Consider the following 24079-nt stretch of genomic DNA (forward strand, 5'->3'; position numbering starts at 1 on the left):
CTTTATCCAAAAATCGTATTACAATGAAACAACTTGTTAGCCAGATCATCGCCAAGAGATGGGTTATTGCAGCTGCTTTTCTCCTTATTGCATTTTTCGGTTATTACGCTTGGAAACAGCTTTCGGTTGAGGCTTATCCCGATATCGCAGACGTGTCCTCACAAATCGTCACTCAGGTGCCGGGCCTGGCCGCCGAGGAAATGGAGCAACAGATAACAATTCCCATTGAACAGACCATCAACGGATTACCCGGAATGGAAGTCATGCGTAGCAAAACCACCTTTGGACTATCCATGGTCACCATCGTGTTTAAAGACGGTGTTGACGACTACTGGGCCAGGGCCCGTATACAGGAACGCCTGGCAGATCTCAGTCTCCCCTACGGGGCAGTACCCGGATTAGATCCACTTACCTCGCCGACAGGAGAAATCTTTCGTTATATTCTCGAAAGCAATACCCAGGATCTACGGAAATTGACCGAACTCCAAAACTTTGTCATTATCCCTAAAATCAAACAGGTGGCGGGAGTAGCCGATGTAACCAATTTTGGGGGCATCACGACGCAGTTTCAGGTCGAACTGGACCCTAAAAAACTTGATCAATATGAAGTTTCTCTAGGCGAAGTAACCGCAAAGATCGAAGCCAACAATGCCAATGCAGGAGGAAGCATGATGAACCGTGGCGACCAATCCTATGTGATCCGAGGTATCGGCCTTGTCAAATCGCTGGACGACCTCGGCAATATCGTTGTCAAATCGGTCAATGGAAACCGTATCTACATCCGGGATCTTGGACAGGTAAAGCTTGGCAACCTCGCGCGTAAAGGCGCTTTGGGCTACAGTGACAAACGTGGAGTAGACTATTCAGATAATATTGAAGGCATTGTATTGCTATTAAAGCATGAGAATCCCTCCAAGGTATTGGCCGGTGTAAATGCGGCGGTCGAGGAACTTAACAGTAAAATCCTTCCGAAAGATGTCAAAATACACGTGGTCCTGGATCGCACGAGCCTGGTCGACAACACCCTGCATACCGTATCCAAAACACTGCTCGAAGGTATGGTACTCGTCATTCTTATACTGATCCTTTTTCTGGGGAGCTGGCGTGGTGCTCTATTGGTTGCCATCACCATTCCACTCTCGTTGTTGATCGCCTTTATATTGATGCATTTTACAGATATACCTGCTAATCTATTATCGCTAGGGGCGATAGATTTCGGAATTATCGTGGATGGTGCCATTGTTATGCTCGAAACCATTCTGAAAAAAAGGGAAGAAAAACCCGATGCTCCATTGGTCGAGCAGACCTTAACAACGAAAATTGCTGAAGTGGCCAAACCAATTTTCTTTGCCACCATCATTATTATCACAGCCTATCTTCCTCTTTTCGCTTTCGAACGGGTAGAAAAGAAACTGTTTACACCGATGGCCTATACCGTTGGTTATGCGCTATTGGGGGCTCTAGCGGTATCCTTGCTGTTGATTCCCGGACTGGCTTACCTCATCTACCGCAAACCACAAAAAGTTTATCACAATAGATGGCTGGAAAAATTAACGGCGCTTTACCATCAGCGGATCAAAAAAATAATGCTGCGTCCCAGACGAGTGTTTGTTCCCCTCGGCCTTGTTCTTTTAGCGACAGGACTACTGACAGCATCCGTGGGTAAAGATTTTTTGCCTACACTTGACGAAGGTTCGATCTGGTTACAGGTCTCCCTCCCTCCGGGTATTACCGTAGAGAAATCCAAAGAAATGAGCGACAGTCTGCGTGCGCGTACCTTGAAGTACGAAGAGATCTCCTATGTCATGGTACAAGCCGGACGCAATGATGATGGTACCGACGCCTGGACCCCTTCACACTTCGAAGTCAGTGTGGGTTTGAAGCCATACAAAACATGGAAATGGGGAAAAACCAAAGCAGATCTCGTCAATGAACTGGCCGCAGAATATGCCCAAATGCCGGGCTATAATGTAGCTTTCTCACAACCGATGATCGATGGTGTCATGGACAAAATCGCGGGAGCACATAGCGAACTCGTGGTCAAACTTTTTGGGGATGATCTGAAAGAAACCCGGCGTGTTGCCGAAGACCTCATGACCACACTTAAAGGAGTGGAAGGCGCTGTTGACCTGGCCATTGACCAGGAGCCACCACTCCCACAGTTGCAGATCATCGTTGACCGGGACAAAATTGCACAATATGGATTGAATATTTCGGATGTCACCGACCTGATTCAAATTGCAGTTGGCGGCAAAGCTGTATCTCAGGTCTATCAGGGGATTAAAGTATACGATATCACCTGTCAGTATGCTGAGAACGAGCGAAACTCGCCGGAAAAGATCGGCAATCTGATGTTGTATCCCGATAATGGCACACGTATCCCCTTGTCGCAAGTCGCCACGGTCAAACTCAATACCGGAGAAAGTACCATTTCACGCGAACGCAATAGCCGCCAGCTGACCGTCAGATTGAATGTACGGGGGCAAGATTTAGGTACTTTCCTGACCAAAGCCCAGCAGGCAATCGACCAGAAGCTGAAATACGATCCACAGAAAATCAGACTGCAATGGGGTGGTCAATTTGAAAATCAGCATCGCGCCTACAGCCGACTGGCGGTCATCGTCCCCCTGACACTGGCGATTATATTTATCCTGCTGTATAGCACCTTCGGTTCTTTTGGACAGGCCGGCTTACTTATCGGTATTGTACCGCTGGCACTCTTTGGTGGAATGCTTGCGCTCAATATACGGGGTATGACCCTAAATGTATCTTCGGCAGTGGGTTTTATCGCTCTTTTTGGTGTTGCCATACAAAATGGTGTATTGATGCTTTCCCAGTTCAATGTGCTACGAAAAAATGGAATGGCCTTAGAAAAAGCTGTCATTGAAGGCGCTTTCAGTCGATTCCGCCCTGTACTGATGACCGCGACGGTGGCTACACTTGGCCTACTTCCAGCATCATTGGCGACAGGTATCGGATCAGATGTTCAACGGCCTCTGGCCACCGTGATCGTCTATGGTTTACTCTTTTCTACCCTGCTGACACTGTTTATGCTTCCACCCTTGTATTATCTGATGGAAAGAAGAAGGAAACACAGCAGTGGGTCCGGACCATCAACCGATCACATACAAGCGGAGACAAATTCCTAAAATCAAAACCACATTCTGTTTAAAGCAATACAGCTGCTTTAAACAGAATGATCAAGATAAAATTTCGATGAAAACACAGATCAGACTTCTTCTTTCCTTTATGCTGCTCATTGGAAATGCTGCTGCACAAACAATAGACTCAACTTTTACTCATAAAAATTTGGACTACAGCAGCTTTATTGCCCAGGTTGGAAAGAACAACCTCGGTTACGCCGCTGAAAAGTTCAACCTTTCAATCGCCGAGGCGAATATCATCAGTGCCGGTATCTTCCCCGATCCCGAATTCACCGTAGGGCTCTTTGACAATAGCGAAAGAAGCAAACAACTCGGGCGAGGTTATACCGCCGGATTGAGCTGGACGGTAGAATTGGGGGCAAAACGGCAGACACGTCGCCAGGTTGCAAAGGATGAGGCCGAAACCACCCGTCTCCTATTCGAAGACTATTTCCGAAATCTACGTGCCGATGCCACCCTTGCTTTTTTATCAGTAAGGTGCAACCAGCAATTGGCAGCAACCTATCGCAGTTCCTATCAACAACTCGCTCAGCTCGCCAGCTCAGACAGTATACGTTATCAACTAGGCGCTATTCCACAAATTGACTACCGCCAGTCAAAATTGGAAGCCGCCCATATGCGCAATACGCTTTCGGCAGCCGAAGCCACAGCCAATTCCTCCCTAGCGGGATTATCACTGCTTATGGGGGATAAGAGCCCCATTCTTTGGCTACCACAAGGATCTGATGTTTCTTTTGATCGCAACTTTTCATTAAGTACATTGCTATCAACCGCAGTACGAGAGCGTGCTGATCTTAAGGCTGCGCTACAAAACAAACAGCTCTCCCATAGTCTGCTCCAGCTGGCAAAGGCAAACCGTGTGTTAGATCTCGGTATTTCCATCGGCTTTACCTACAATGGTGAGGCCAGAAATGAAACCGCACCGACACCACAGTTTAATGCCATCAATGCCGGCCTAGCCATACCACTAAAATTTTCCAATTTTAATAAAGGCGAGCTGAAATCTGCTCAGTTCAAAATTGAGCAAGACGAATTGATCTATCAAGATGCAGCATTACGCATCCAGACTGAGGTGAATCAAGCTTATATGCAATATAAAGCCACTCAAAAACAGGTACTGCAATTTAATAATACAATGCTGCTCGAAGCAAAAGCAATCCTGGAAGGAAAGATCTACAGTTACAATCGGGGCGAAACCGCCCTGCTGGAAGTGATCAACGCACAACGCTCCTACAATGACACCCAACTTGCTTACAATGAAGCGCGCTACAATTATGCGGTCGCATTGGTGGAATTACAACGTGCCGCAGCCATTTGGGATATTGATCAATTGTGACACCGTTATACCGGTGAAATCTGATTCTTTTTAAGCTTCTTATACATGCTTTTCAAGGAAGGGGAAATCAGTATCAGCAGCAAGATGCTGATACTGATTATGGACATCAATTCATAGTAGTCCATGCCATACCGGACGAAAGACTGTATATTAACCCGCTCGCTGATGAGCTTCAATCCCGCGGCATGCTCCTTGTACTGCAATCCATGTTGCAGTACCCTGTGAGATTCCCGCTGAATATAGTCTTCAAATATCAGATTGCCTGATTGCAGCTGATCTCGAAAAACCTCCCGGTGCTGGGCATGTTCAAATAATTTAAAGAAATTCTGCAGACCGATACTACTGGTATAGCCCAGGTAACGGACGGCCAAACAAGCTGCCGCCGCTGAAGCTCCCAGATGAGGGCGTACACTGGCAATCACAAATAAGATTGTTGGCACCATGATCAGACCGACACCCAGCCCATGCAATACCAACGGCAACCAGAAGTGATCTTCATTGCCCTCACTTTCAAATGAAAAAAACATATATTGATGAAAGGTCAGCAGGCAACAGTAGCCAACAATCCAGATCCATTTCACTGTGCACCGTTTTAATAACCAGTAGAAGGATAACATAACACCACATACAATCCCGAGGATATTAAACCATTGAATATAGGACAGGTGAATGGGATCCAGGCGGATGACCTGTAGAAAATACTGATTGGAAATCGCCAGCGAAAACCGTTCGATATACATCATATACAGGACCAAGATTCCGAACAGGAACTTTCTATTTCCAAAGATGGACAGCTCAATATAAACACGTTTGATTGCTTTCTGCCTCATGATAAACAGCCCCAACAATAAAATTCCACCGAGCAATACGATCAGCATAGAACTGTCCGAAAACCAATAAAGTTCCTGCCCATAGACCATCAAATAACCGAAGCTTATCACAGTCAAGCTGTAAAGGACAAAACTGGCCCAGTCCAGGGAAAATAAAGGGTACGGTCGATTATGCCGGATGGGTTTCATTGTGACGATGATCAGTAGTAGCCCTGGTACAAAAGATAAGGCAGCATACAGGTAAAGTTCATCAAAGTTAAATGAATCTATAAATTCCGCTGTCACAAACGTATTGAAAGGCGAGCTACAGAGCAGCATACCAAAAAATATGGCATAACTTCCCTCCTTGGCCCTTTCCGTTTTCAGTCGGGAAAATATCATGGATATGGAGAGATTGACAGCCGATGCGAACAGCATGCCCTGAAAAAAGCGTAAGCCATATATCCAACTGATCTCGTTAATGCGATACATCAGGTAACAAATGAGCAGCTGTAAGAGATTGAAAATGATGTAGTACTGTTTGACCGGGAAATACTGAAAAAAGCGACGTTCCAGGACATAGAATCCGACAAATCCCGCATAGAAAAGAATAATGAGGAATTGAACATCACTGGGCTGTGCACCGTAGAACCCCGCGGTGACATTGACATTGGCACCGGGCAGAAAAAACAAGACCATGCTTGGCATCAATCCGCTGAATAAAATCAGCTTAATCAGCCATTCAGGTACCCAGTCTTTGAAGATCTCTTTCACTGTTATTGATTTTTTGAGACCGAAACATTGACATTCATTCCTGAGAGTAATTTTGCAGTTCCCTTATCCCTATCCAGTTCGATACGAACTGGAACCCGCTGTACGATCTTCACAAAATTACCAGTCGCATTGTCCGGTGGAAGCAATGAAAAAGAAGATCCTGTTGCTGGCGAAATAGAAATTATCTTTCCATAGAATGTTTCATCCGGGTAGGCATCCGCAACAACCTCTACACGCCCACCAAGGTTGAGATAACGCAATTGCGTTTCCTTAAAGTTGGCTGTCACCCAAGTTGGTGTCTCTGCATTGACAATAAATCCCAACACCTCGCCCGGATTTACCATCTGTCCTTTTTCAATGCTACGTTTCCCTACCCGACCATCATAGGGAGCCCGGATTACGGTATATCCTACATCAAGATGCTTTCGGTTTGCTGCAGCTGACAACCGTGCTTTCTCCGCATTGATCACCCCCTTTTTTACATCAACATCATTCACCCGATCCCGCGATGCCTCCAACTTATGCTGTAATGCGGCAAGTTCACTTTTGTACACCTCCAGTGTGGCTTTTATATCTTCCAGTTGCTGCGCCGTAGCAGATTTTTCATCAAACAGAAACTTATAGCGATCGTATTCCAGTTGCTGCTTCGTCATCCGCGCTTCGGCAGCAGCAATGGATTTTTCCAACGATTCATGTTCGGCCTGCAATATTTCCTTTTGGCTGCCCAGCACACTGATTTCCGCATTTTCTTTGTTTATCGAAGCCGAAGCTTGCTCAGCTTCATATTTGTATTCCCGATTGTCGATCAGTAGTAAGGTATCGCCGCGCTTGACCGATTGATGATCTTTAAAGTGAACCGAAACAATGTAACCACCCACACGGGAAATAATGGGATTAATATACTGGGTCACTTGTGCATCATTGGTATAGGTATACCGGATGCGCAGCCAGAGTATCCTTCCGCCCCATAATAAAAGTGCCAACAAAGCAATCCCAGCCAACCAATTGGTGATTCTGGTCAATTGTACATCGGTCATTGACCGGCCTGATTTAGGTTTCATTAGATAGTACCCTTCAAAAATTCAATAAAATAATAATGTTTCTGTATCGCGATCCGGGCGGATTCCAGATCAAAATTTGTCTTGAGGCATTGCATATCTGCATCCAATAGATCCGTAATCAGCGCCGAAGACTTGAAATACCTATTTTTTATAATACGGGCATTTTCTTTGGCCAGCGTTAGATTTTTTTGGCAGACAGCCTGTTGTTCCAGTGCTAGATTATAATCCAGATAAGCCTGCAACAGTTCATTTTCCACCACTTCCTCCTCATGATGGTGTTTGACCTCCTCTCGCTTTAGTGCGACTTGAGCTCCCCGGACAATATTTTTATTGAGGTACAATGCGGATATTGGGATGTTCAATTTAAGTCCTACTATATTTAAATTGTACCAGCTCCCATTATATGGATATAGAAATACCTGTGGATTCGCAAAAGTAAATGTATTGGTCAGGCCTAGTGCGGGTAGGTAGTTTGACTTCGCCTGTTTGATACTTAGTTTTTTCAACGCAACTTCCTGTTCGGATTTCAGCAGTACAAAAGCTTGTTGTTTGGCAACAGCAACGATTTCCGCATAGTTCAGCGGATGACTTTCCATCGTGGCACACATCGGGATAATTTCTTGTCGTATATCGGCGATCAGCTGCAATTTTTGGTTGATGATCTTGATATCATTAGCGATCTGTATCAAAAGCAGTTCACGCTTGGACAATTCGAGGGAAATCCTTAAGACATCACTATGCAGCACAACACCGGCTGTATAACGGTGTTCGATCTCTTTCAATTGTGTCCGCTGATCGTTGATATCCTGCTCGATCAGTAATTTGTTGCGATAGGCTAAATCTAGATCCAGAAACAAGTTACAGATCTCCAGCTTGATCTGTGCCGTGGAACTTTTCCAATCAATGTTGGCCAGTTCCATTTCGAGCTTTTTTGATTCGATTTTCATAAGATCCCGATGGCCGTTGTAGAGGTTCAGGTAGAAATCGAGTCCGGTATCATACAGGTAATGAATAACATCATGTTGTGATGGTTTGGCAAATATACCTTGATCGTAGACCGGCATATTGCTCGCATAACTGGCAGAAGCCCTGACACCGATTTTCGGCAGCAATTCCATCCGTTGCTGCCGCAGGGCTATTCCTTTTTCCTGTAATTGCAAATGCGACTGTTCGATATACTTACTGTTTTGCAACGACTTACTGATCAGATCAGCGAGTGAGGTGCGTAGCGAGTCCTGGGCCTGCGTTTCTAAAACCGAGCATACAAGTACCACGATGGTGCCCATTGCTTTTGCCCAATACGGCGAAAAAAAGTTCAATGTCTTTCTGTTATTTTTTTGCGTTGCAAACTTAGACACTAATTGGAAAATGAATTTCTTCACAAACGCCAATATGTTATGTAAAAAAGACATTTTTTGATCAATTTCAAATAAAAGATCGAAATCTGCCAAAAATAGAGGCAAGAAAGAAAACAATAAGATCGCTTTGCTTATTATACCTATATACTATTCACAGTAGCTATCGCGCTTATATCTTTTACATGCCAAATTGATTATGATTGATTATGAAAAAAGCTATCTTATTACTTCCATTACTTCTGATACAAATGAGCCAGGCACAAGAATTTCCATCCGCAGTGGATTCTGATCCCAGCAAACTGGGATGGATGACGGGATTTCCGCCACCACAGGATCGAATTATTTCAGCATTGGACGGTACATTTTTTAAGTTTCCGGCATTGCGTTACAGTGTTTGCCATATGCGTGAATTCTTTCCGTCGAAAGTCGTCCCTTCCGACCCCATCAACCGTTATTCTTTTTCCACTGCTGAGGATTCCGCCATTGATGCTTTGAGTTTTCAACCTCTTGGAGATGAAAAGTCTATCAGTTGGGCGGAATCTCTTTTAAAAAATTATACTGATGGTATCCTTATTCTTCATAAAGGGCGTATTATCTACGAAAAATATTTTGGTGCATTGACCCAGAATGGCAGGCATGCTGCTATGTCCGTCAGCAAAACATTAACCGGCACGCTAGCTGCTCAACTGATTGCTGAAGGCGTTTTGGATGAAAACAAATACTGCCGGGATTACATTCCCGAACTTGCACATTCCGCCTTTGGCGATGCAACAATACGTCAGGTACTGGACATGACAACAGGCCTGGAGTTCAGTGAGGACTATGCTGACCCCAAAGCAGAAATATGGGCCTTCTCCAGAGCAGGAGATCCCTTCCACTTCCAACGAAGTCCTGATGAACCGGCAAACTACTTTGATTACTTAAAGACGGTTAAGAAAAAAGGTCAACATGGTGACGCATTCGGCTATAAAACAGTCAATACAGACGTTATGGGCTGGATAATTTCTCGGGTATTAAACAAGCCCTTGTCACAAGTCCTTTCCGAAAAAATTTGGCAGCCCTTGGGAACCAATTTTGATGCCTACTATCTGATTGATGGTGCTGGAATATGCTTTGCGGGCGGAGGACTCACGACCAACCTCCGCGACATGGCCATGTTTGGTGAGATGGTGCGCAATAAGGGTTATTTTAACGGAAAACAGATCCTCGCGAAGGAAGTAATTGAATCCATCCGCTCTGGCGGAAGCCAGGCTGCTTTCGCAAAAGCCGGTTATACCAATCTAAAGCAGTGGAGTTATAAAAACATGTGGTGGGTAAGCCATAATGCCGATGGAGCCTTCTGTGCACGTGGCGTCCATGGACAGACCGTCTATATCGATCCCAAAGCAGAAATGGTTATCGTCCGATTTGCCTCTCATCCCCTGGCATCTAATTCAGCCAACGATGGATACTCCCTACCCGCTTATCAGGCGGTGGCCGACTACCTATTAAAAAAATGAAACCACTAATAATCAATACATTATAGTTAATCAACTTATTTTTCAGTTTTAAAACTGAAAAATAAGTTGATTAACTGAAAAATAAGTTATAGCTTTATAACTATGGAAGAATTAACAAAAAAAGAAGAAGAAGTTATGCATGCTGTATGGAAATTAAAGCAGGCTTTTGTCAAAGATATTATTGAATATATGGATCCGACACAAACAACGCCTTATAATACCATATCATCCATTGTACGGATTTTAGAGAAAAAAGGGTATGTGGGTTTCAATTCCTATGGAAAGACTTACCAATATTATCCGCTGATCTCCAAGATGCAATACCGAAAGTTTTTCTTTTCGCGTGTCATGAACAAGTATTTTGATGATTCTGTCGAAAATCTGGTATCATTCATTGTCAAGGAACAAAAAATCAGCGAAACAGACATCGAGAAAATCAAGGAAATTATCAATAAAAGTAAAGAAGATGAATAACCTATTTTCCTATAGCATAGAGGCCAATATCAGTTTACTTATTTTAGTCTCGCTCTTTGTCCTGGCTTTTCGGCAGCTTTCATTTTTTCGTTGGAACCGGCTTTTGCTTATTGCGTTGGTGAGCTTTTGTGCGCTGGTTCCTCTTCTTAAATTTAAGACCGATTATGTCAAATTAATCGATTCCAAAACAAATTCAAATCAGGAAATACAGTCGCAAGAGCAGTTGGGTTATTCCAATGTCCCTTTTTTGATCGAACCCGAAGAACAGCTCAATCTATGGGACCGAATGGAGTTTAAAAAAATACTCGCCTATGCTTACTTATTGATCGCCATCTTCTTTCTGACACGATTAGTTTATCGCAGCTTAAAGCTCGTATGCTGTTTAAAGAAGATGGATTTTCAGGAGCATCAGGGAATTAAAGTAATCCCGCCGTTTAATCGCTTCAATAATTGTTCGATCTTTCATTATATCGTTATGGATAAAAGCGCACTTGAAAGTCCCGAAGGCAAGCTCATCTTTGCCCACGAGGCACAGCATATTTTAAAAGGACATGCCTGGGACAAATTATACATCGAGCTGATGTGCTGCATCTTCTGGATAAACCCCGCCATTTATTGGGTTCGGAAAGAACTGCATCGCCTACATGAATTTCAGGTCGATATAGCGGTGGCTGAATACTATGGAAAGACCAATTATGCGAGCTTCCTGCTGAATATGACACAACAAAATCAACAATTAGATTATATGCAAAGTAGAATTTTAAAAAACCAAAATGAACTGGTAGAACGCATCGACAGGTTGATGCGAAATCTATCACCACGCACGAAAGGTTATCAGTATCTGCTGTTTGTTCCTTGTATATTCGTGTTAATTGTCTCTTTTTCTTTTATTGATCCTCCGAAAGAAAAGATCTCCACTACTAGCGCTGTCAAAAATAGCGCAAAGACCATTGTTCTGGATCCGGGACATGGTGGCAAAGATAGTGGTGCCACCAACAGCAGGGGCCTCAAAGAGAAAGATCTCACTTTACAGGCTTGTAAGATGATTCAAAATGAACTTGAAAAAGAAGGTTTTCAGGTTGTATTGACCCATTCGAAAGACGAATTTATGATGCTTAAAGACCGTGCGGCCTTTACTGGTGACGCATTAATTTCAATTCATTTTGACATTGATCCTTCAAACGCCAAGCAGCCAATCGGCCTACGGTATCCAAAAGCTGTTGAACTACCCAAGATACAGGATCAAAGCCGAGAACTTGCGTTCCGTCTCACACAAAATTTAAAAAATCAAGGATTAAGCACGCAGAAACCGGTTGAAAGCCATAATCATGCGATCTTACGGGGAGCAAAAATACCAGCGCTCATTGTTAGCTTAGGGAATATGAATACCTTTTCCAACACATTGGATCCACAATTTATCAGCGCTTTTACCCAAGCCCTAAAAAGGTCTCTGTCGGAATAGTTTTCCGTAAAATTATCAGATCAATTCTTTTTACAAAGAAGCCAAACAATAGAAGATTCCCTATAGGGAATCTTCTATTGCGTTCCAGAGTTCAATGCGCTTTTGAAGCGCCTCTTTACTGACTATTTTCATTTCTTCCCACTTCTCATCATCCTCTTTGGCCAGATCGCTGATCATCTGCATTGCCAAAGGGCCATGCTCATCACCGTCCAAATCAATATGACGTTGGAAATAGTAGATAAAATTATCTAAGCTCGATTCAGGGAAGTTGGTTTTCAGCTCCTGCAAAATGGAGGTAAACATACCCGGGATAAGATCCTCACGACCAAATGTGAAAGCGGCAGCAATTTTATGTACCTCCCCCTCTTCGATCAATTCGAAAGTAAAATTCAGAAAATCTTTGATCCTTTTATCCAAGGTTGTCAATGCAATGGCATCAAAAATACTTTTGGATTTCTTGGCGTTCACGATAAACTTGTTAACCAGGTGCAGGTCTGCCCCCATTTCACTCATTGCGTCCAGATACATTTCAAAATGGCTCAAACGGCGACCATCAATATATTCGTCGGATTCTTCCGCTAATACAATTTCGTTAATCAGATAGCGTGTCGAAGGATGCTCACTTGCAAACCAAGGCAAAGTTGTACAGGTCAATTTAATCTGCAAAGCTTTTAATAAAGACATAAAATCCCATACAGCGTACACATGCCCTTCGGTAAAAGAACGTAGATTCTTGATCGTTTTGATTTTAGGATACAAGGAGTGTTGCAATAATACCTCGCGTTCGGCAGCAATGTATTCGTTAATTTCCGCAATTCTATTCATGCCGCAAAAGTATTGTCTTATCTCTGTTTTTTAAAGTATTTTCGACGAGATTACAGTAACATGATAAATTATCGGGCAAGCTATCCACTTCATAACCAAACCACAGCCAAAAACCCAAACTCACTTTTGCCGGCCTTAGTCTTCTTATCCACACCCAATTACCAAAAAAACAAAAATATTTTTAATATTAAAAAATAATCTACTATATTTGTAGAGTATTCAGAATTGCATGATGCAATACCAACCGAGTGTAGACACCGCGGTGGTAAATTAATACGGGTTTCGACCAAAATAAACGTTATACAACGGTTATTTTCCCCAACAAGATCTGGATACAGTTTATGGTTTAATCCTTTAAATTTTTAAATTGTATGGCTACAACAACAAATCTTTACCAACACTTACTGGAAAAATTCAGCTACTATTCCACAGACGAACTAATACAGCTCAATAACGATACAATCTTGGGACAGGGTTGGGGCTCGGCCAAAGCGACCTTTCGGACAGCGCTGCTCAGTACTTTCTCCAAAAGAGGACTGGATCTATCCAACATCATTTCCAAGGAAGACGGTTTTACCTCAGTGAAGCATGTCCCTGTACGTTTGGAACACAATGTATTGATTCCATTGCAATCTTAAGACAGCAGTCATAGCACTTTCAGCGTAAAAGCACCGACTACCGTCTTGTCTTTTCTGTTTTTCATATTTACATGTAATTGTGAATAACACATGTTTATGCAATGAGATTTTTAAGACAAAAGGATCCCCGGCCTGCAAAAATTGCAGACTAGGGATCCTTTTATTTTTCTTTTGTATGATAGGCGACCCAGTTATGATCTATACATACCTGAAGTTGTTGTGATTTGGGTGAATAAATCTGATAATTCAGTATTTTACCATCTTTCCATTCCATGTCTATGGTATGATTTCCTTTGATGCGCATTCCCCTGACCTGACCTTCTTTTTTCCAGGCTTCAGGGATTGCTGGCAGGAGATACACACTGTCCTTATGCGACTGCACCAGCATCTCAGCGATACCAGCTGCTCCACCAAAATTACCATCAATCTGGAAAGGTGGCCCGGCAGTTAACAAATTTGCATAAACACCGCCCCCAGCGCCATAATTGATATGTGTATCGACACGTGGTGTCATCAGCTGCCGAAATAATTTATAGGCACGCTCGCCTTCATGCAATCTGGTCCAAAACAGTAGTTTATGGGCAATGGCCCAGCTCGGCCCATCATCTCCTCGTACATTCAGACTCTTTTTAGCGGCTAGCTGCCAGTCTGGATGTTCGTCATAACGGATCAGATAGCCTGGATACAAACCATACAAATGCGAGATATGCCGATGCTGCGGATCAACTTCTTCATAATCTTCGATCCATTCCATGATACGGCCATCTTTGGCTAGCTGCACTGCCGGTGCTAAGCGTTTCAATTGCGCTGAAACATTCGTTAAAAAAGGATCCGATTGTTTGCCTAATAATGCTGCCGCATGGATGACATTTTCAAATAATTCGCGTACGATCTGATTATCTATCGTTGGTCCCATCGTGACGTTTGCCTGGTGGCCATTAGGAAGCTTAAAGGAATTTTCGGGAGATACCGATGGCGAAGTCAACAACCAACCTTTACCGGGGTATTCAGTCAGGGCGCTGGCGTAAAACTGTGCCGCGCCATAGAGTATTGGGTATATCCGTCGCAGATAGTCCATATCTTCGCTATAAAGGTAATGTTCCCACAGATTATTGCACAGCCAGCCCGAGCCTGCATTGGCAATGCCCCAAGAAGCGGATTCCCCCGGCTCGGTATAGCCCCACACGTTGGTGATCACATGAGCCACCCAGCCCGGTGCGTTATAGTACGCTTTCGCGGTCTTTGCTCCTGGCGCCATAAGGCCTTCCACAAGACTCACCAACGGTTCATTGAGTTCACCCAAATTGGCCGCTCCCAGGTGCCAATGGTTCATTTGCACATTGATATCCAGGTGATAATCCCCATTCCAGGGTGTCTGAATCTGATTTGCCCATAGCCCTTGTAAATTCGGTGGCAGCAGACCTAAACGCGTACTGCTAATACTAAGGTAGCGACCATACTGATAAAATAAGGCTGCCAGCCCCGGATCCTGATCCGGTTCTTTACCGAAAGCCAGCAAACGTTGGTCGGTCGGTAAATTATCTTTCGAGCGGCCAAGACTGAGCGACAAACGGTTGAACTTTGTTGAATAGTTTTGTAGATGTTCGGCATATAGCTTGGCATAGGATTTTTTTAAAGCCTTTGTTAAAGTTTCGGTTGTTGTACGCTCAAAATCCTTGCCTTTAAAATCGGTATCTGTCGCCACATAAATCAGTACTTCGTCAGCCTGTTGAATGACAATAGATTGCCCTTGTACAAGCTGTTTTCCACCTTTAACTTGCGCCCGGACACGTGTTTTAAACTGCATACCTTTACCGTCCACACCATTATCCAATTGTCCCATCAAAATGAGCTCGCCATCTTTGGTCGTAGCAGTCGCCCTTTCGGGACGGTCGATCTTGATTGCTAGGTTTATCTGCCCTTTTTTGCTACTCTGTAGACGAATAATACCCACATCGTCTGCAAAGCTTGTCCAATATTCCCGGTTATATTTTACGCCTTTGAGCTCATAGCTCGTTTTTACCAGAGCCTTTTCAATATCCAGCTCGCGGCGATAGTTTTGTACCGCAGCAAGAGCTGTTTTTCCATCAAATGCAAGCGTCAAATTGCCAAGAACTTGATAACAGCCCCATTGCTTACCACCCGATCCCGGGCCTTTGCAGATGAAATGTTGGTCAATCAATCCCTGAGCGAGGTCATTTTTCCCGTTTTTGATCAGGTTTCGAATGCTATCCAAGTACCTACTGGCTTCATAATTATTGGCATCCTGAGGGCTTCCCGACCATAGTGTAATATCGTTGAGTACAATATGTTCATTTATTAAGCCACCGTCGGGCATCATACCGATCTTTCCGTTACCTAGGGGCAAGGTCTCCTCCCATTGCTTTGCCGGCTGCTGATACCAGAGTTTGCTCCCCTGCTCCTGCCCAAATAACTTGCCCGAAAAAAAGAAAACCATTAGCGTGTAAAGTAACTTACCTTTCCGAAGGTTTATTTTTGATGATCTATTCATGTCCCCTTAGTTTTTTGTCCAGTCATCTGTCCGAAAAGGAGATCCGGCGATCCCAGCATCATTATACAAAGTCAGGTCCGGGTTATCGGCCCAGCCGTAACGCACTGCCACCGGCGACAGCACTTCTTTGGCAGATACGATCAGCTTATTTCCCACCTGTTTGACCTCAGCGGGGTAAAAGACCTGATCTGCGCCAGCAATGGTAAAACTACCTTTCAGTTTATCCGCATCTTTCAACACCAGTTTTTTGCCCATGGGGTTAAAGCTGAGCTGCATCTCTGTTCCCTTTGTGATCCAATGTTCGAGAACAGGCCCCGAATAAGGGATCTTCTTTCCATAAAGCTGCGCTGTTGCAATCCAGCCTAGCCTTCTACCGACATCCTGTTTATTTTTTGGATGAATATCCACTACATCACCGATATCAGCAATAACAGCCATACCTGTGTAAGGCAGTTTGAGCGTTTGCCGCTGCGCCTCTCGTAATCTCGCCCAGGAAGAAGATTGCGGTGCCGACTTCTTCTCCTTATAATTTGCCAATTGCACAAAATAAAAAGGCATCTTTTCGTTGTTCCACTGTTGGCGCCAGCCCTGAATCAGCGCTGGCAACAGTTGCTCGTAAGGTGCATCTTTTGAATCAGCATTACTTTCTCCCTGATACCAAATAGCTCCTTTTATTTTAAGATCCACAAAAGGTTTAACCATAGCATTGTAGAGTACAGTCGGTCTATTGGGGCCCTCCATCGCGTTAGGCTTTGCGGGCAGCTTAGTCAGATCATAACCTACTTTGCATTTCCAGTCTCCAACGAGAGAAATCTGCTCCCCATTCGGTCCTTCCAGTCGTGGCTGTTCTGTACCGCCATATATTCCTCCGTCTCCAGCGCCATCAAATACCCGAACGGCAATATGCAACAGGCCACCATTGTTTGCCGCTGCAGGCACAGTATATTTCCGAATCTGGTTGTAACCGACAGTTTCGCCCACCTTTGTGCCATTGACATAGGTGATATCATTATCGTCTATCGCTCCCAAAATCAACTTGAGGGGTTTACCCTGCCAATGTGCCGGCAGCGCAACGTCTTTGCCAAAATAAACGACACCGTCCATACCCGGAAACAGGTTTTGGTCAAAAAAGCTGGGAATTGTAATCGTAGACCAGGTACTTTTATCCAATTGTGGCGCAAACCACTCGCCCTGCGTTGCTGTCTTCACCTGATCCTGCTGTTCGGCGACGCGATTCCATTCTGCCAAATCCTTCGCATAGACTTCCTGTGCATCTGGGCGTTGGATTTTTTCGATGGCCGCCGTATAGATTGAAAACGGTGTAAGTGCCTCTCGGCTCATCCAGGCTTCAATAATTGTTCCGCCCCAGGAAGAATGGATCAAACCGATGGGGATTCCTGTTTTCTCGTAGATCTCACGTGCAAAAAAATAGGCCGTCGCCGAAAACTCTGGAATACTTTGTGGCGTTACAGGATTCCATCCACCAGACTCAACCTTAACTGCTGTACTAGGTTGATTGGCCGTTGCTTTTGGAATCTGCAAAATGCGAATATTGGGGAAGTTGGCTGCTTTGATTTCCTGCCCGAAGTTATTGATCTTACCCCAACCCGCCAGGGGCATTTCCATATTTGATTGCCCCGAACAGAACCAGACTTCACCGATCAAAATATTATTTAGGATCAATTGATCCCCATCATTGATTGTAATTTGGTAGGGTCCACCGTATTTCGGTGTCTCCAAGAAGACTTGCCATCTCCCCTGTTGATCGACTTCTACCTGATAGTTTTTGTTATTCCAGCTGCTGTTTACGCTAAGTTCCTTGCCTACTGCGGTACTGGTTCCCCAGATCTTGACCTTTTCTTTCTGCTGCAGTACCATATTATCGCCAATAAAGGCAGGCAGCTGTACTTTGGCCTGTAGGGTAGAAAATCCACTGGCAACGCTGAGTAGCAGGGCCAGAAGAGTCCTCTTATACTGTTTAGGTTTTATCATGATTTTTGAGTTTATTGCTCAATTGGGTTTATAAATTTGGCGCATCCGAAGTCCAGACTGTTGGAATCGGAGCTTCGGATGTGCCACAGTTATTTTTTTAAAGTGCCGAGATCTTCAGCAAAACGCTGGTACGGTTGCTATTCAGATCAGGATTCACGCCGACTTTCATCAGGTAATCGCCCGAATAGGTTTGTCCCTGGCCTAAGCTCGACTTGGTTCCCGGATACAAGTTGATCTCCTCCACCCGGTATTGTTTTTGGGCATCTAGTCCTTTTAAACGCACTGGATCCGTTGAACCTATGCCATAACGGTTATTGACCAGATAGTTGAAGATGACAGCTTCTGTTTTTTTGCTATTCACATAACTCAGGGCGGCAAAGTCACCTTCACGCGGATCGGCCAAACGATACTGATCCCCATGCCAGATTGTTGCTTTAAGCGCCTCGTAATTCTTTACCGCCTGCTGGGAGAATAACAGATCCTGCTCATTCAGGTGACTCACCACAATATCAAAACCCAGTTTGCCCATCATGGCTACATCCGTACGGAATTTGAGGGACTGTTTTCCCCAGTCTGTCACATGGTTTGAGGTACTAATTGCCGGAAAAAAGTACGAATATTCGTACTGCATAAAAATACGTTCCAGGGGATCTGTATTATCCGAAGGCCAGAATTCGGTAAAGTACCGAAGCGCTGCATAGTCCACGCGGCCACCGCCACCCGAACATAACATCATCGGCACCTTTGGATACTTCGCACGAATACGTTCCAACACCTTATAAAGGCCTTCGACATACGAAATATAAAAGGCGCCCTGATCTTTCAGAAATGCGGAATGCGCATTGTATATCACCGCATTACAGTCCCATTTGATGTATGCCAATGCCGGATTTTTGGTAAACAGATCGTCCAAGATATGAAAAACAAAATCCTGCACCTTGGGATTTGTCAGATCCAGGATTAGCTGATTGCGGAAGTAATGTTCTTCCCGCTGCGGCTGTTTAACGACCCAATCCGGATGTTGCTCGTAGAGTTCGGATTTGGGGCTGACCATTTCGGGTTCTACCCAGATACCAAATTTAACACCTTGTTTAGTCGCTTCTTCCACAAGCGTCGCAATACCATTGGGCAATTTTGTGCGGTTAGGTTGCCAATCTCCCAAGCTCGAGTGATCACTATTACGCGGATATTTATTTCCAAACCAGCCATCATCCAATAAAAAAAGGTCTACTCCTAGTTTCTTGGTATCCTGAAGCAGTCCTTTCAATTTTTGCTCATTAAAATCAAAGTAGGTCGCCTCCCAATTATTAAGTAAAGTCAGGCGTTCGCCATTTCCATCCAACAACTGATATTTACGAGCCCAGTTGTGCAAGTTCCGGGAAGCCTCTCCTTTTCCCTTCGTCGATAAGGTATAAATCAATTTGGGCGTTGTAAACTCTTGGTTGCTGGCCAGTTTCACATTGGAAGCATAATTATTTATTCCGGCGATAATACGTAAGTTATTGAGGTAGTCGACTTCAAAATCCACCTTAAAATTTCCGCTATACCCAAGGCTTGCCATCAGGACGGTTCCTTCATCTTCGGATGCCGCCTTGCCCAATGACACCATAAAGGAAGGCGGTTGGAATAAGTTTGCGCGTGTTCCGAGTTTACTGTCCAACACTTTGATGCCGTGCGTCAATGGGGTCTCCTCCACCTGCATTTCTTTTGCCCAGTCGCCATGATACTGCCGCAACCAATACGCTTTTGAGCGCAGGGTCAGGTTGGCCGAAGCAAACTTTTCGAGGGTAACAACTTTTTTTTCTTTATTCTGGATAGTTGCCCACTGCTCAATGATATTTTCATTCGAAAATGATTTGTAGTGTAACACGACGTAAATATCATATACTGGATCTTTCAGCGTGATATCAAGCTGTTTAACATTGGCATCCAGGTCTTTCACCGCATGCTTTTCATAGCGCAAGTCCAGGGAGCGATTACCATCGGCATGGACAAGACTAATGGCAGGTTCCAGTAGATTTTTTGAACCTGAAGGGGTATAAGCCGCATTGGATAGGCCACTATAGTCTGTCAATTGTCTATAACCGCTTGCAATGGTCGCATACTCTTTTGAATCACTCAATTTTTCACCGTAATAGAGCATTTTCAGTGTTTTCGTGGAATCGTACTCCAATACAAGTGCATTTGATCTGGTTTCAATGGGAATCTGTTTGGACTGCGCCTGCACATCCAGATGGACAAGCCCTTGAGTCATCAAGAGCCCGAGTACAACATGTTTAAAATGATGGGTTGGCATATATAAATAGATTTAGGATTTGTTAACGAACTTGACTATTTTGTTTGCTTTCAGTTGAATCTTGTAAAGGTATTTGCCATTGACTTGCTCTTGCAATGCAAGACCTTCTAATCTGGAAGGACTTAATACCTGAATTGTTTGATCCTTCGGCGAAGAAAGGACGAGCTGCGTAATACTTCTGTTATTCCATTCCATCTTATCTAGCTGTACATTGCCCCGGGCTTTGAGTCCTTTGACTGTCCCGGCAGACCAACGATCGGGCAAGGCAGGAAGTAATTCCAGAACATCAGTTTGCGATTGTAGCAACATTTCACTCAGGGCAGCCACATAACCGAGGTTGCCATCAATCTGAAAGGGTGGATGCGCACAGAGCAAGTTGGCATACACTCCGCCTCCATTGTTATAATCGATGCCCTCTCCGCCGACGAGGTTAATGAAATTCGTTAAAATCTTATAGGCATGATTTCCATCCTGTAATCTCGCCCAGAAGGCAACCTTCCAGGCCATGGACCAACCGGTAGATTCGTCGCCACGTGCGGTCAGGGTGACTCGTGCAGCCTTGGCAAGTTCCGGTGTTTTCAAAACCGAGAATTGATTGCCGGGATATAGGCCAAACAAATGCGATACATGGCGATGTTTGTCCTGTGGATCATCACGATCGGTTTCCCATTCCTGCAACTGCCCCCATTGACCAATCTTGGGTTTGAGCAATGCATCGCGAAGTGCCGTAATATGTTTACGATAGTCAGCGTCAATATTTAAAACTGTGCTTGCCTGGATGTAGTTGTTAAAGAGATCGTAAATAATCTGATGGTCATAGCTCACGGCATCCTCCGTGGGGCCATGTTCTGGCGACCAACCCTGTGGTGCCACCACAGTTCCGTCCGGTCTTCGTACCAGACGATCATCCCAAAATTCACTTACTTCTTTTAAAATTGGATATGCAAACTCGCGTAGATACTTCCCATCCTTATTAAAGGCATAATGTTCCCACAGGGCCTGCGCATACCAAGCACTTCCAGGGGAGTTCCAAAGAAAACTCTCGCCACCGAAGATATTATTTTCGGTCTTTACGGTCCAGCCCCGTACGCCCGGAAATTCCTTTTGTGTATTTACTTTCTTTACCTCGCGCATGCTATTGATATAATCGAGGTAAGGCCAGGCCGATTCACTCAGATTGGCCACTTCGGCAGGCCAATAGTTCATCTGCACATTGATATTGGAATGGTAGTCCGAGCGCCATGGCGGATTGTTGCTGTTGTTCCAGAGTCCCTGTAAATTTGCTGGCAGGCCACCTTTTCGGGAGGAGCTGATTAAAAGATAGCGTCCATACTGGTAGAGCAAGGCTTCTAGCGCCGGGATCGGCTGTTTTTTATACGCTTCCAACAACATTTTTGTTGTCTGTTTGCCATCCAACTGACTATGGTCAAGATCCAGATCCACCCGGTTGAACAGTGCCGTATAATCTGCGACGTGCCTTGCCAATAGTTTATCTACGTCATATTTTCTCGCTTGGTTCAGATAACGTTCATTGGCGTGTACTGGATTTTCAGCCGACTTCCATTTTGTTGCCCGCGTATTGGCATAATCTGTTGCCGCACTCAGCAGCAGAACGATTCTATCAGCAGATTTTACCGTAAGGACAGCCTGTCCTTTTTCATCTTTTGTTTCGGAAAGTGAACCACCGACCACCTGTACCTTCACCTGGGCAGCATACTGCATGCCATTGGCTAGCTTACCCTGAAATCGCAAATGGCCATCTTCCACTTGTACGGTCTGCCCATGTGTATCCTGAAGAGCAATTACGGCATTCAGTTTCCCTTTTCTACTGTTTGTATAGTCAAATACCATGACCTGATCCGGCTGACTGGCAAAATACCGTCGATTGATCTGCTGTCCATCCTGCTGATAGGCGGTTTCATGCAGCCCCTTATCCAAATTCAATTTCCGGCTATAAGCTGTAAAAGACTTGTTAACATCGGAATCAAAGCGAACAAAAAGATCACCGAAAGCCTGATAAGCGCCCGTTTCCTGTTCATCACCAGTCCATAGGCTATTTTCATTAAATTGAATATGTTCTTGATTTACTCCAGCAAAGATCATGGCGCCAATTCGTCCATTTCCGATGGGGTAAGCTTCGGTCATCCAGTCCGTAGCGGGCTTATTATCCCAGAGGTAATAGCGTTGTGCATAGGTTGTGGCTGAGCAAAGGGTCAAGCATGTAAAGATGAGGTATTTAATTTTTCTGTGCATTAACATAGCGACTTATACAATTTATTGAGCGATGCCCAATGGTGAAAAAACAAAATAGATGACAATCATCAATAGAATGAGAAAGGTGCCGACCCCGTACCTCCCCTTCCAATAACTACCTTTGTCCTGACCTGAAAACTCAAATTGATAGACCGATAGGTAGTTTGGCTGGCTCAATTTACTTCCACTCCAGATGACCAGCGCAACAGCGATAAATAGTAATGCGAATAGGTGCAGATAGTGTAGTTCTGTCTTCCATACAAACACCAGCAGAAAATAACTAAACATATACAGGAACAAGCCAATTTGTGCCATCCTTGGTGTCACACGGCGGGAGAGAATCCCCAAGATCATAATGGTGAAGATCGGCATATTGAACAGCCCCGATACCGTTTGTAAGTACGTATAAAAACCATCGTGAGCAAAGAGAATAAAAGGTGCAATAAACATGGCCGAGATAGAGATGATCAATTCAAACAGTTTCCCTTTTCTGACCAGTTCTTTTTCATTAAGGTCTCTTTTCTTATATTCCAAATAAGGCTTGTAGATATTAAAAATAAATAAGCTACCACAGCTCTGAAGGCCGGCAGTATAGGTAGTCATTGCAGCACCAAAGACCAATGCCAAGGAAAAGCCAATCAGCACATCCGGAAAGATCAGTACAATAAGTTTTGGAAAAACGGAAGCTGTAGGCTGTACATGCGGTAATAAGTGTACCGCCAGGAGACCAGGCAAATTGATCAATAGTGGCATCAGGAGTTTTCCACCGGCAGCCAAAGTCATTCCCTTCTGTGCTTCTTTTAAATTTTTAGCGCTTAATGCCTGTTGCGCAATATAAGGTTCCATTCCCCAGTAATAGAAATTGATCAGCAACATCCCTGTAAACAAGGTGGAGAAAGGCACTGCATCCTGTTTTGATCCCACCGCATTGAGGTGATCTCTTTTATCGTGAAACAGTTGCAATACACCAGCCCAGATATCACCATTACCCAGCTGCCAAAACGCGAAAATCGGAATGAGCACAGCAAGTATAAACAAACAGAGCCCGAGTCCCATGTCGGACAAAGAAATCAGCTTCAATCCCCCCAATATGCTGTATAAACTACCGATGATACCCAATGCCCAAACCAATAGCCAGATACTCTGCCAATAACTGATATGCAGCAGTCCTGGCACATCAAACATTGTGGTCAGACTTAGCGCGCCACCGTATAATACCGGCGGCAATAAGTTAACAATATACCCGATCAAGATCAGAATAGAGACCAATATTTTGGTTTTGGAGTCAAACCGCAATGCTAAAAAGTCCGGTACTGTACGAAAGCCATGTTTGAAATAGATGGGCAGCAAAAATTCCGAAACCAAGAGCATGGCGACCACAGAGCTTACCCCCCAACCGATCACCGAAAGATTATTGATATAAACCGATTCATTTTCACCTATAAACTGATTGGCGCTCAGGTTGGTCAATAGCAAAGCCGAACCGACCATCCAAAAACTGTTGCTCTTTCCGGCAAGAAAGAAACCGTTTAATGTATTGGAATAATTGGTCTTAAACTTCCATAAGGATCCCAAAGCAACCAGACCAGTAAAAAGACAAAAACTAAAAACTATCATCGTAAAAAC

15 protein-coding genes and 1 riboswitch are annotated in these 24079 nt (G+C 44.3%); of the genes, 6 read left to right on the plus strand and 9 right to left on the minus strand.

The features are described 5' to 3' along the window. Positions 1-23: 23 nt before the first annotated feature. Positions 24-3149 carry an efflux RND transporter permease subunit gene (locus tag ABFX33_RS07725; protein WP_346085317.1) on the plus strand — a complete coding sequence of 1042 codons (3126 nt, stop codon included), beginning with the start codon at positions 24-26 and terminating at the stop codon, positions 3147-3149. 67 nt (positions 3150-3216) lie between these two features. Beyond that, entirely contained in the window at positions 3217-4500 is a 1284-nt protein-coding gene (locus ABFX33_RS07730; protein WP_346085318.1) for a TolC family protein, read from the plus strand. Between the two features lie 5 nt (positions 4501-4505). Here ABFX33_RS07730 and ABFX33_RS07735 read toward each other — a convergent pair whose 3' ends face one another. Genes ABFX33_RS07735 through ABFX33_RS07745 form a run of 3 tightly spaced genes read right to left on the minus strand, consistent with a single transcriptional unit; the run spans position 4506 to position 8526 of the window. Then, entirely contained in the window at positions 4506-6083 is a 1578-nt protein-coding gene (locus tag ABFX33_RS07735; RefSeq protein ID WP_346085319.1) for an MFS transporter, read from the minus strand. A 2-nt stretch (positions 6084-6085) separates the two neighbouring features. Continuing rightward, positions 6086-7144, minus strand: coding sequence for an HlyD family secretion protein (locus tag ABFX33_RS07740; protein WP_120259029.1), 1059 nt, complete (start codon positions 7142-7144; stop codon positions 6086-6088). Next, on the minus strand, positions 7144-8526 hold the full coding sequence (locus ABFX33_RS07745; RefSeq protein ID WP_346085321.1) for a TolC family protein: 1383 nt from the start codon (positions 8524-8526) through the stop codon (positions 7144-7146). Before ABFX33_RS07745 ends, ABFX33_RS07740 begins: the two co-directional genes overlap by 1 nt. A 182-nt stretch (positions 8527-8708) precedes the next feature. On the opposite strand from ABFX33_RS07745, the gene ABFX33_RS07750 reads away from it, so the two are divergent. The 3 genes from ABFX33_RS07750 (at position 8709) to ABFX33_RS07760 (ending at position 11937) form a co-directional block, all read left to right on the plus strand. After that, positions 8709-10001 carry a serine hydrolase domain-containing protein gene (locus ABFX33_RS07750; protein ID WP_346085325.1) on the plus strand — a complete coding sequence of 431 codons (1293 nt, stop codon included), beginning with the start codon at positions 8709-8711 and terminating at the stop codon, positions 9999-10001. Positions 10002-10103: 102 nt separating this feature from the next. Further along, positions 10104-10475, plus strand: coding sequence for a BlaI/MecI/CopY family transcriptional regulator (locus tag ABFX33_RS07755; RefSeq protein WP_120259032.1), 372 nt, complete (start codon positions 10104-10106; stop codon positions 10473-10475). Then, positions 10468-11937 carry an N-acetylmuramoyl-L-alanine amidase gene (locus tag ABFX33_RS07760; protein WP_346085326.1) on the plus strand — a complete coding sequence of 490 codons (1470 nt, stop codon included), beginning with the start codon at positions 10468-10470 and terminating at the stop codon, positions 11935-11937. The genes ABFX33_RS07755 and ABFX33_RS07760 overlap by 8 nt, the downstream gene beginning before the upstream one ends. 60 nt (positions 11938-11997) lie before the next feature. On the opposite strand, the gene ABFX33_RS07765 is transcribed toward ABFX33_RS07760, so the two are convergent. Then, positions 11998-12762 carry a DUF3050 domain-containing protein gene (locus tag ABFX33_RS07765; protein WP_120259034.1) on the minus strand — a complete coding sequence of 255 codons (765 nt, stop codon included), beginning with the start codon at positions 12760-12762 and terminating at the stop codon, positions 11998-12000. Positions 12763-12972: 210 nt separating this feature from the next. After that, a riboswitch (SAM-I-IV-variant riboswitch) is annotated at positions 12973-13066 on the plus strand. 67 nt (positions 13067-13133) lie between these two features. Between ABFX33_RS07765 and ABFX33_RS07770 the strand changes: the two genes are divergently transcribed. Further along, positions 13134-13400, plus strand: coding sequence for a 5-oxoprolinase (locus ABFX33_RS07770; RefSeq protein ID WP_120259035.1), 267 nt, complete (start codon positions 13134-13136; stop codon positions 13398-13400). Positions 13401-13560: 160 nt separating this feature from the next. Here ABFX33_RS07770 and ABFX33_RS07775 read toward each other — a convergent pair whose 3' ends face one another. From ABFX33_RS07775 to ABFX33_RS07795, 5 genes are all read right to left on the minus strand, one after another. Further along, on the minus strand, positions 13561-15912 hold the full coding sequence (locus ABFX33_RS07775; protein ID WP_346085328.1) for a glycoside hydrolase family 95 protein: 2352 nt from the start codon (positions 15910-15912) through the stop codon (positions 13561-13563). A 6-nt stretch (positions 15913-15918) separates the two neighbouring features. After that, positions 15919-17904, minus strand: coding sequence for a sialate O-acetylesterase (locus ABFX33_RS07780; RefSeq protein WP_346085329.1), 1986 nt, complete (start codon positions 17902-17904; stop codon positions 15919-15921). A 97-nt stretch (positions 17905-18001) separates the two neighbouring features. After that, positions 18002-20200, minus strand: a complete 2199-nt coding sequence (locus ABFX33_RS07785) for an alpha-galactosidase (RefSeq protein ID WP_346085330.1) — start codon at positions 20198-20200, stop codon at positions 18002-18004. Between the two features lie 12 nt (positions 20201-20212). Then, positions 20213-22453 (minus strand): glycoside hydrolase family 95 protein, encoded by a 2241-nt coding sequence (locus ABFX33_RS07790; RefSeq protein ID WP_257087975.1) that lies wholly within the window; start codon positions 22451-22453, stop codon positions 20213-20215. A gap of 21 nt (positions 22454-22474) precedes the next feature. Next, positions 22475-24070 carry a solute:sodium symporter family transporter gene (locus tag ABFX33_RS07795; RefSeq protein WP_346085333.1) on the minus strand — a complete coding sequence of 532 codons (1596 nt, stop codon included), beginning with the start codon at positions 24068-24070 and terminating at the stop codon, positions 22475-22477. Positions 24071-24079 lie beyond the last annotated feature (9 nt).

This window comes from Sphingobacterium ginsenosidimutans, assembly GCF_039536865.1.
Taxonomy (GTDB): Bacteria; Bacteroidota; Bacteroidia; order Sphingobacteriales; family Sphingobacteriaceae; genus Sphingobacterium; species Sphingobacterium detergens.

Bases quoted from the DNA above. Each gene is read 5' to 3' on its own strand.
- ABFX33_RS07730 (WP_346085318.1), top strand. From the start codon at position 3,217: ATGAAAACACAGATCAGACTTCTTCTTTCCTTTATGCTGCTCATTGGA.
- ABFX33_RS07795 (WP_346085333.1), bottom strand. From the start codon at position 24,070: ATGATAGTTTTTAGTTTTTGTCTTTTTACTGGTCTGGTTGCTTTGGGA.
- ABFX33_RS07780 (WP_346085329.1), bottom strand. From the start codon at position 17,904: ATGATAAAACCTAAACAGTATAAGAGGACTCTTCTGGCCCTGCTACTC.
- ABFX33_RS07755 (WP_120259032.1), top strand. From the start codon at position 10,104: ATGGAAGAATTAACAAAAAAAGAAGAAGAAGTTATGCATGCTGTATGG.
- ABFX33_RS07740 (WP_120259029.1), bottom strand. From the start codon at position 7,144: ATGAAACCTAAATCAGGCCGGTCAATGACCGATGTACAATTGACCAGA.
- ABFX33_RS07750 (WP_346085325.1), top strand. From the start codon at position 8,709: ATGAAAAAAGCTATCTTATTACTTCCATTACTTCTGATACAAATGAGC.
- ABFX33_RS07725 (WP_346085317.1), top strand. From the start codon at position 24: ATGAAACAACTTGTTAGCCAGATCATCGCCAAGAGATGGGTTATTGCA.
- ABFX33_RS07765 (WP_120259034.1), bottom strand. From the start codon at position 12,762: ATGAATAGAATTGCGGAAATTAACGAATACATTGCTGCCGAACGCGAG.
- ABFX33_RS07785 (WP_346085330.1), bottom strand. From the start codon at position 20,200: ATGCCAACCCATCATTTTAAACATGTTGTACTCGGGCTCTTGATGACT.
- ABFX33_RS07790 (WP_257087975.1), bottom strand. From the start codon at position 22,453: ATGCACAGAAAAATTAAATACCTCATCTTTACATGCTTGACCCTTTGC.
- ABFX33_RS07775 (WP_346085328.1), bottom strand. From the start codon at position 15,912: ATGAATAGATCATCAAAAATAAACCTTCGGAAAGGTAAGTTACTTTAC.
- ABFX33_RS07770 (WP_120259035.1), top strand. From the start codon at position 13,134: ATGGCTACAACAACAAATCTTTACCAACACTTACTGGAAAAATTCAGC.
- ABFX33_RS07760 (WP_346085326.1), top strand. From the start codon at position 10,468: ATGAATAACCTATTTTCCTATAGCATAGAGGCCAATATCAGTTTACTT.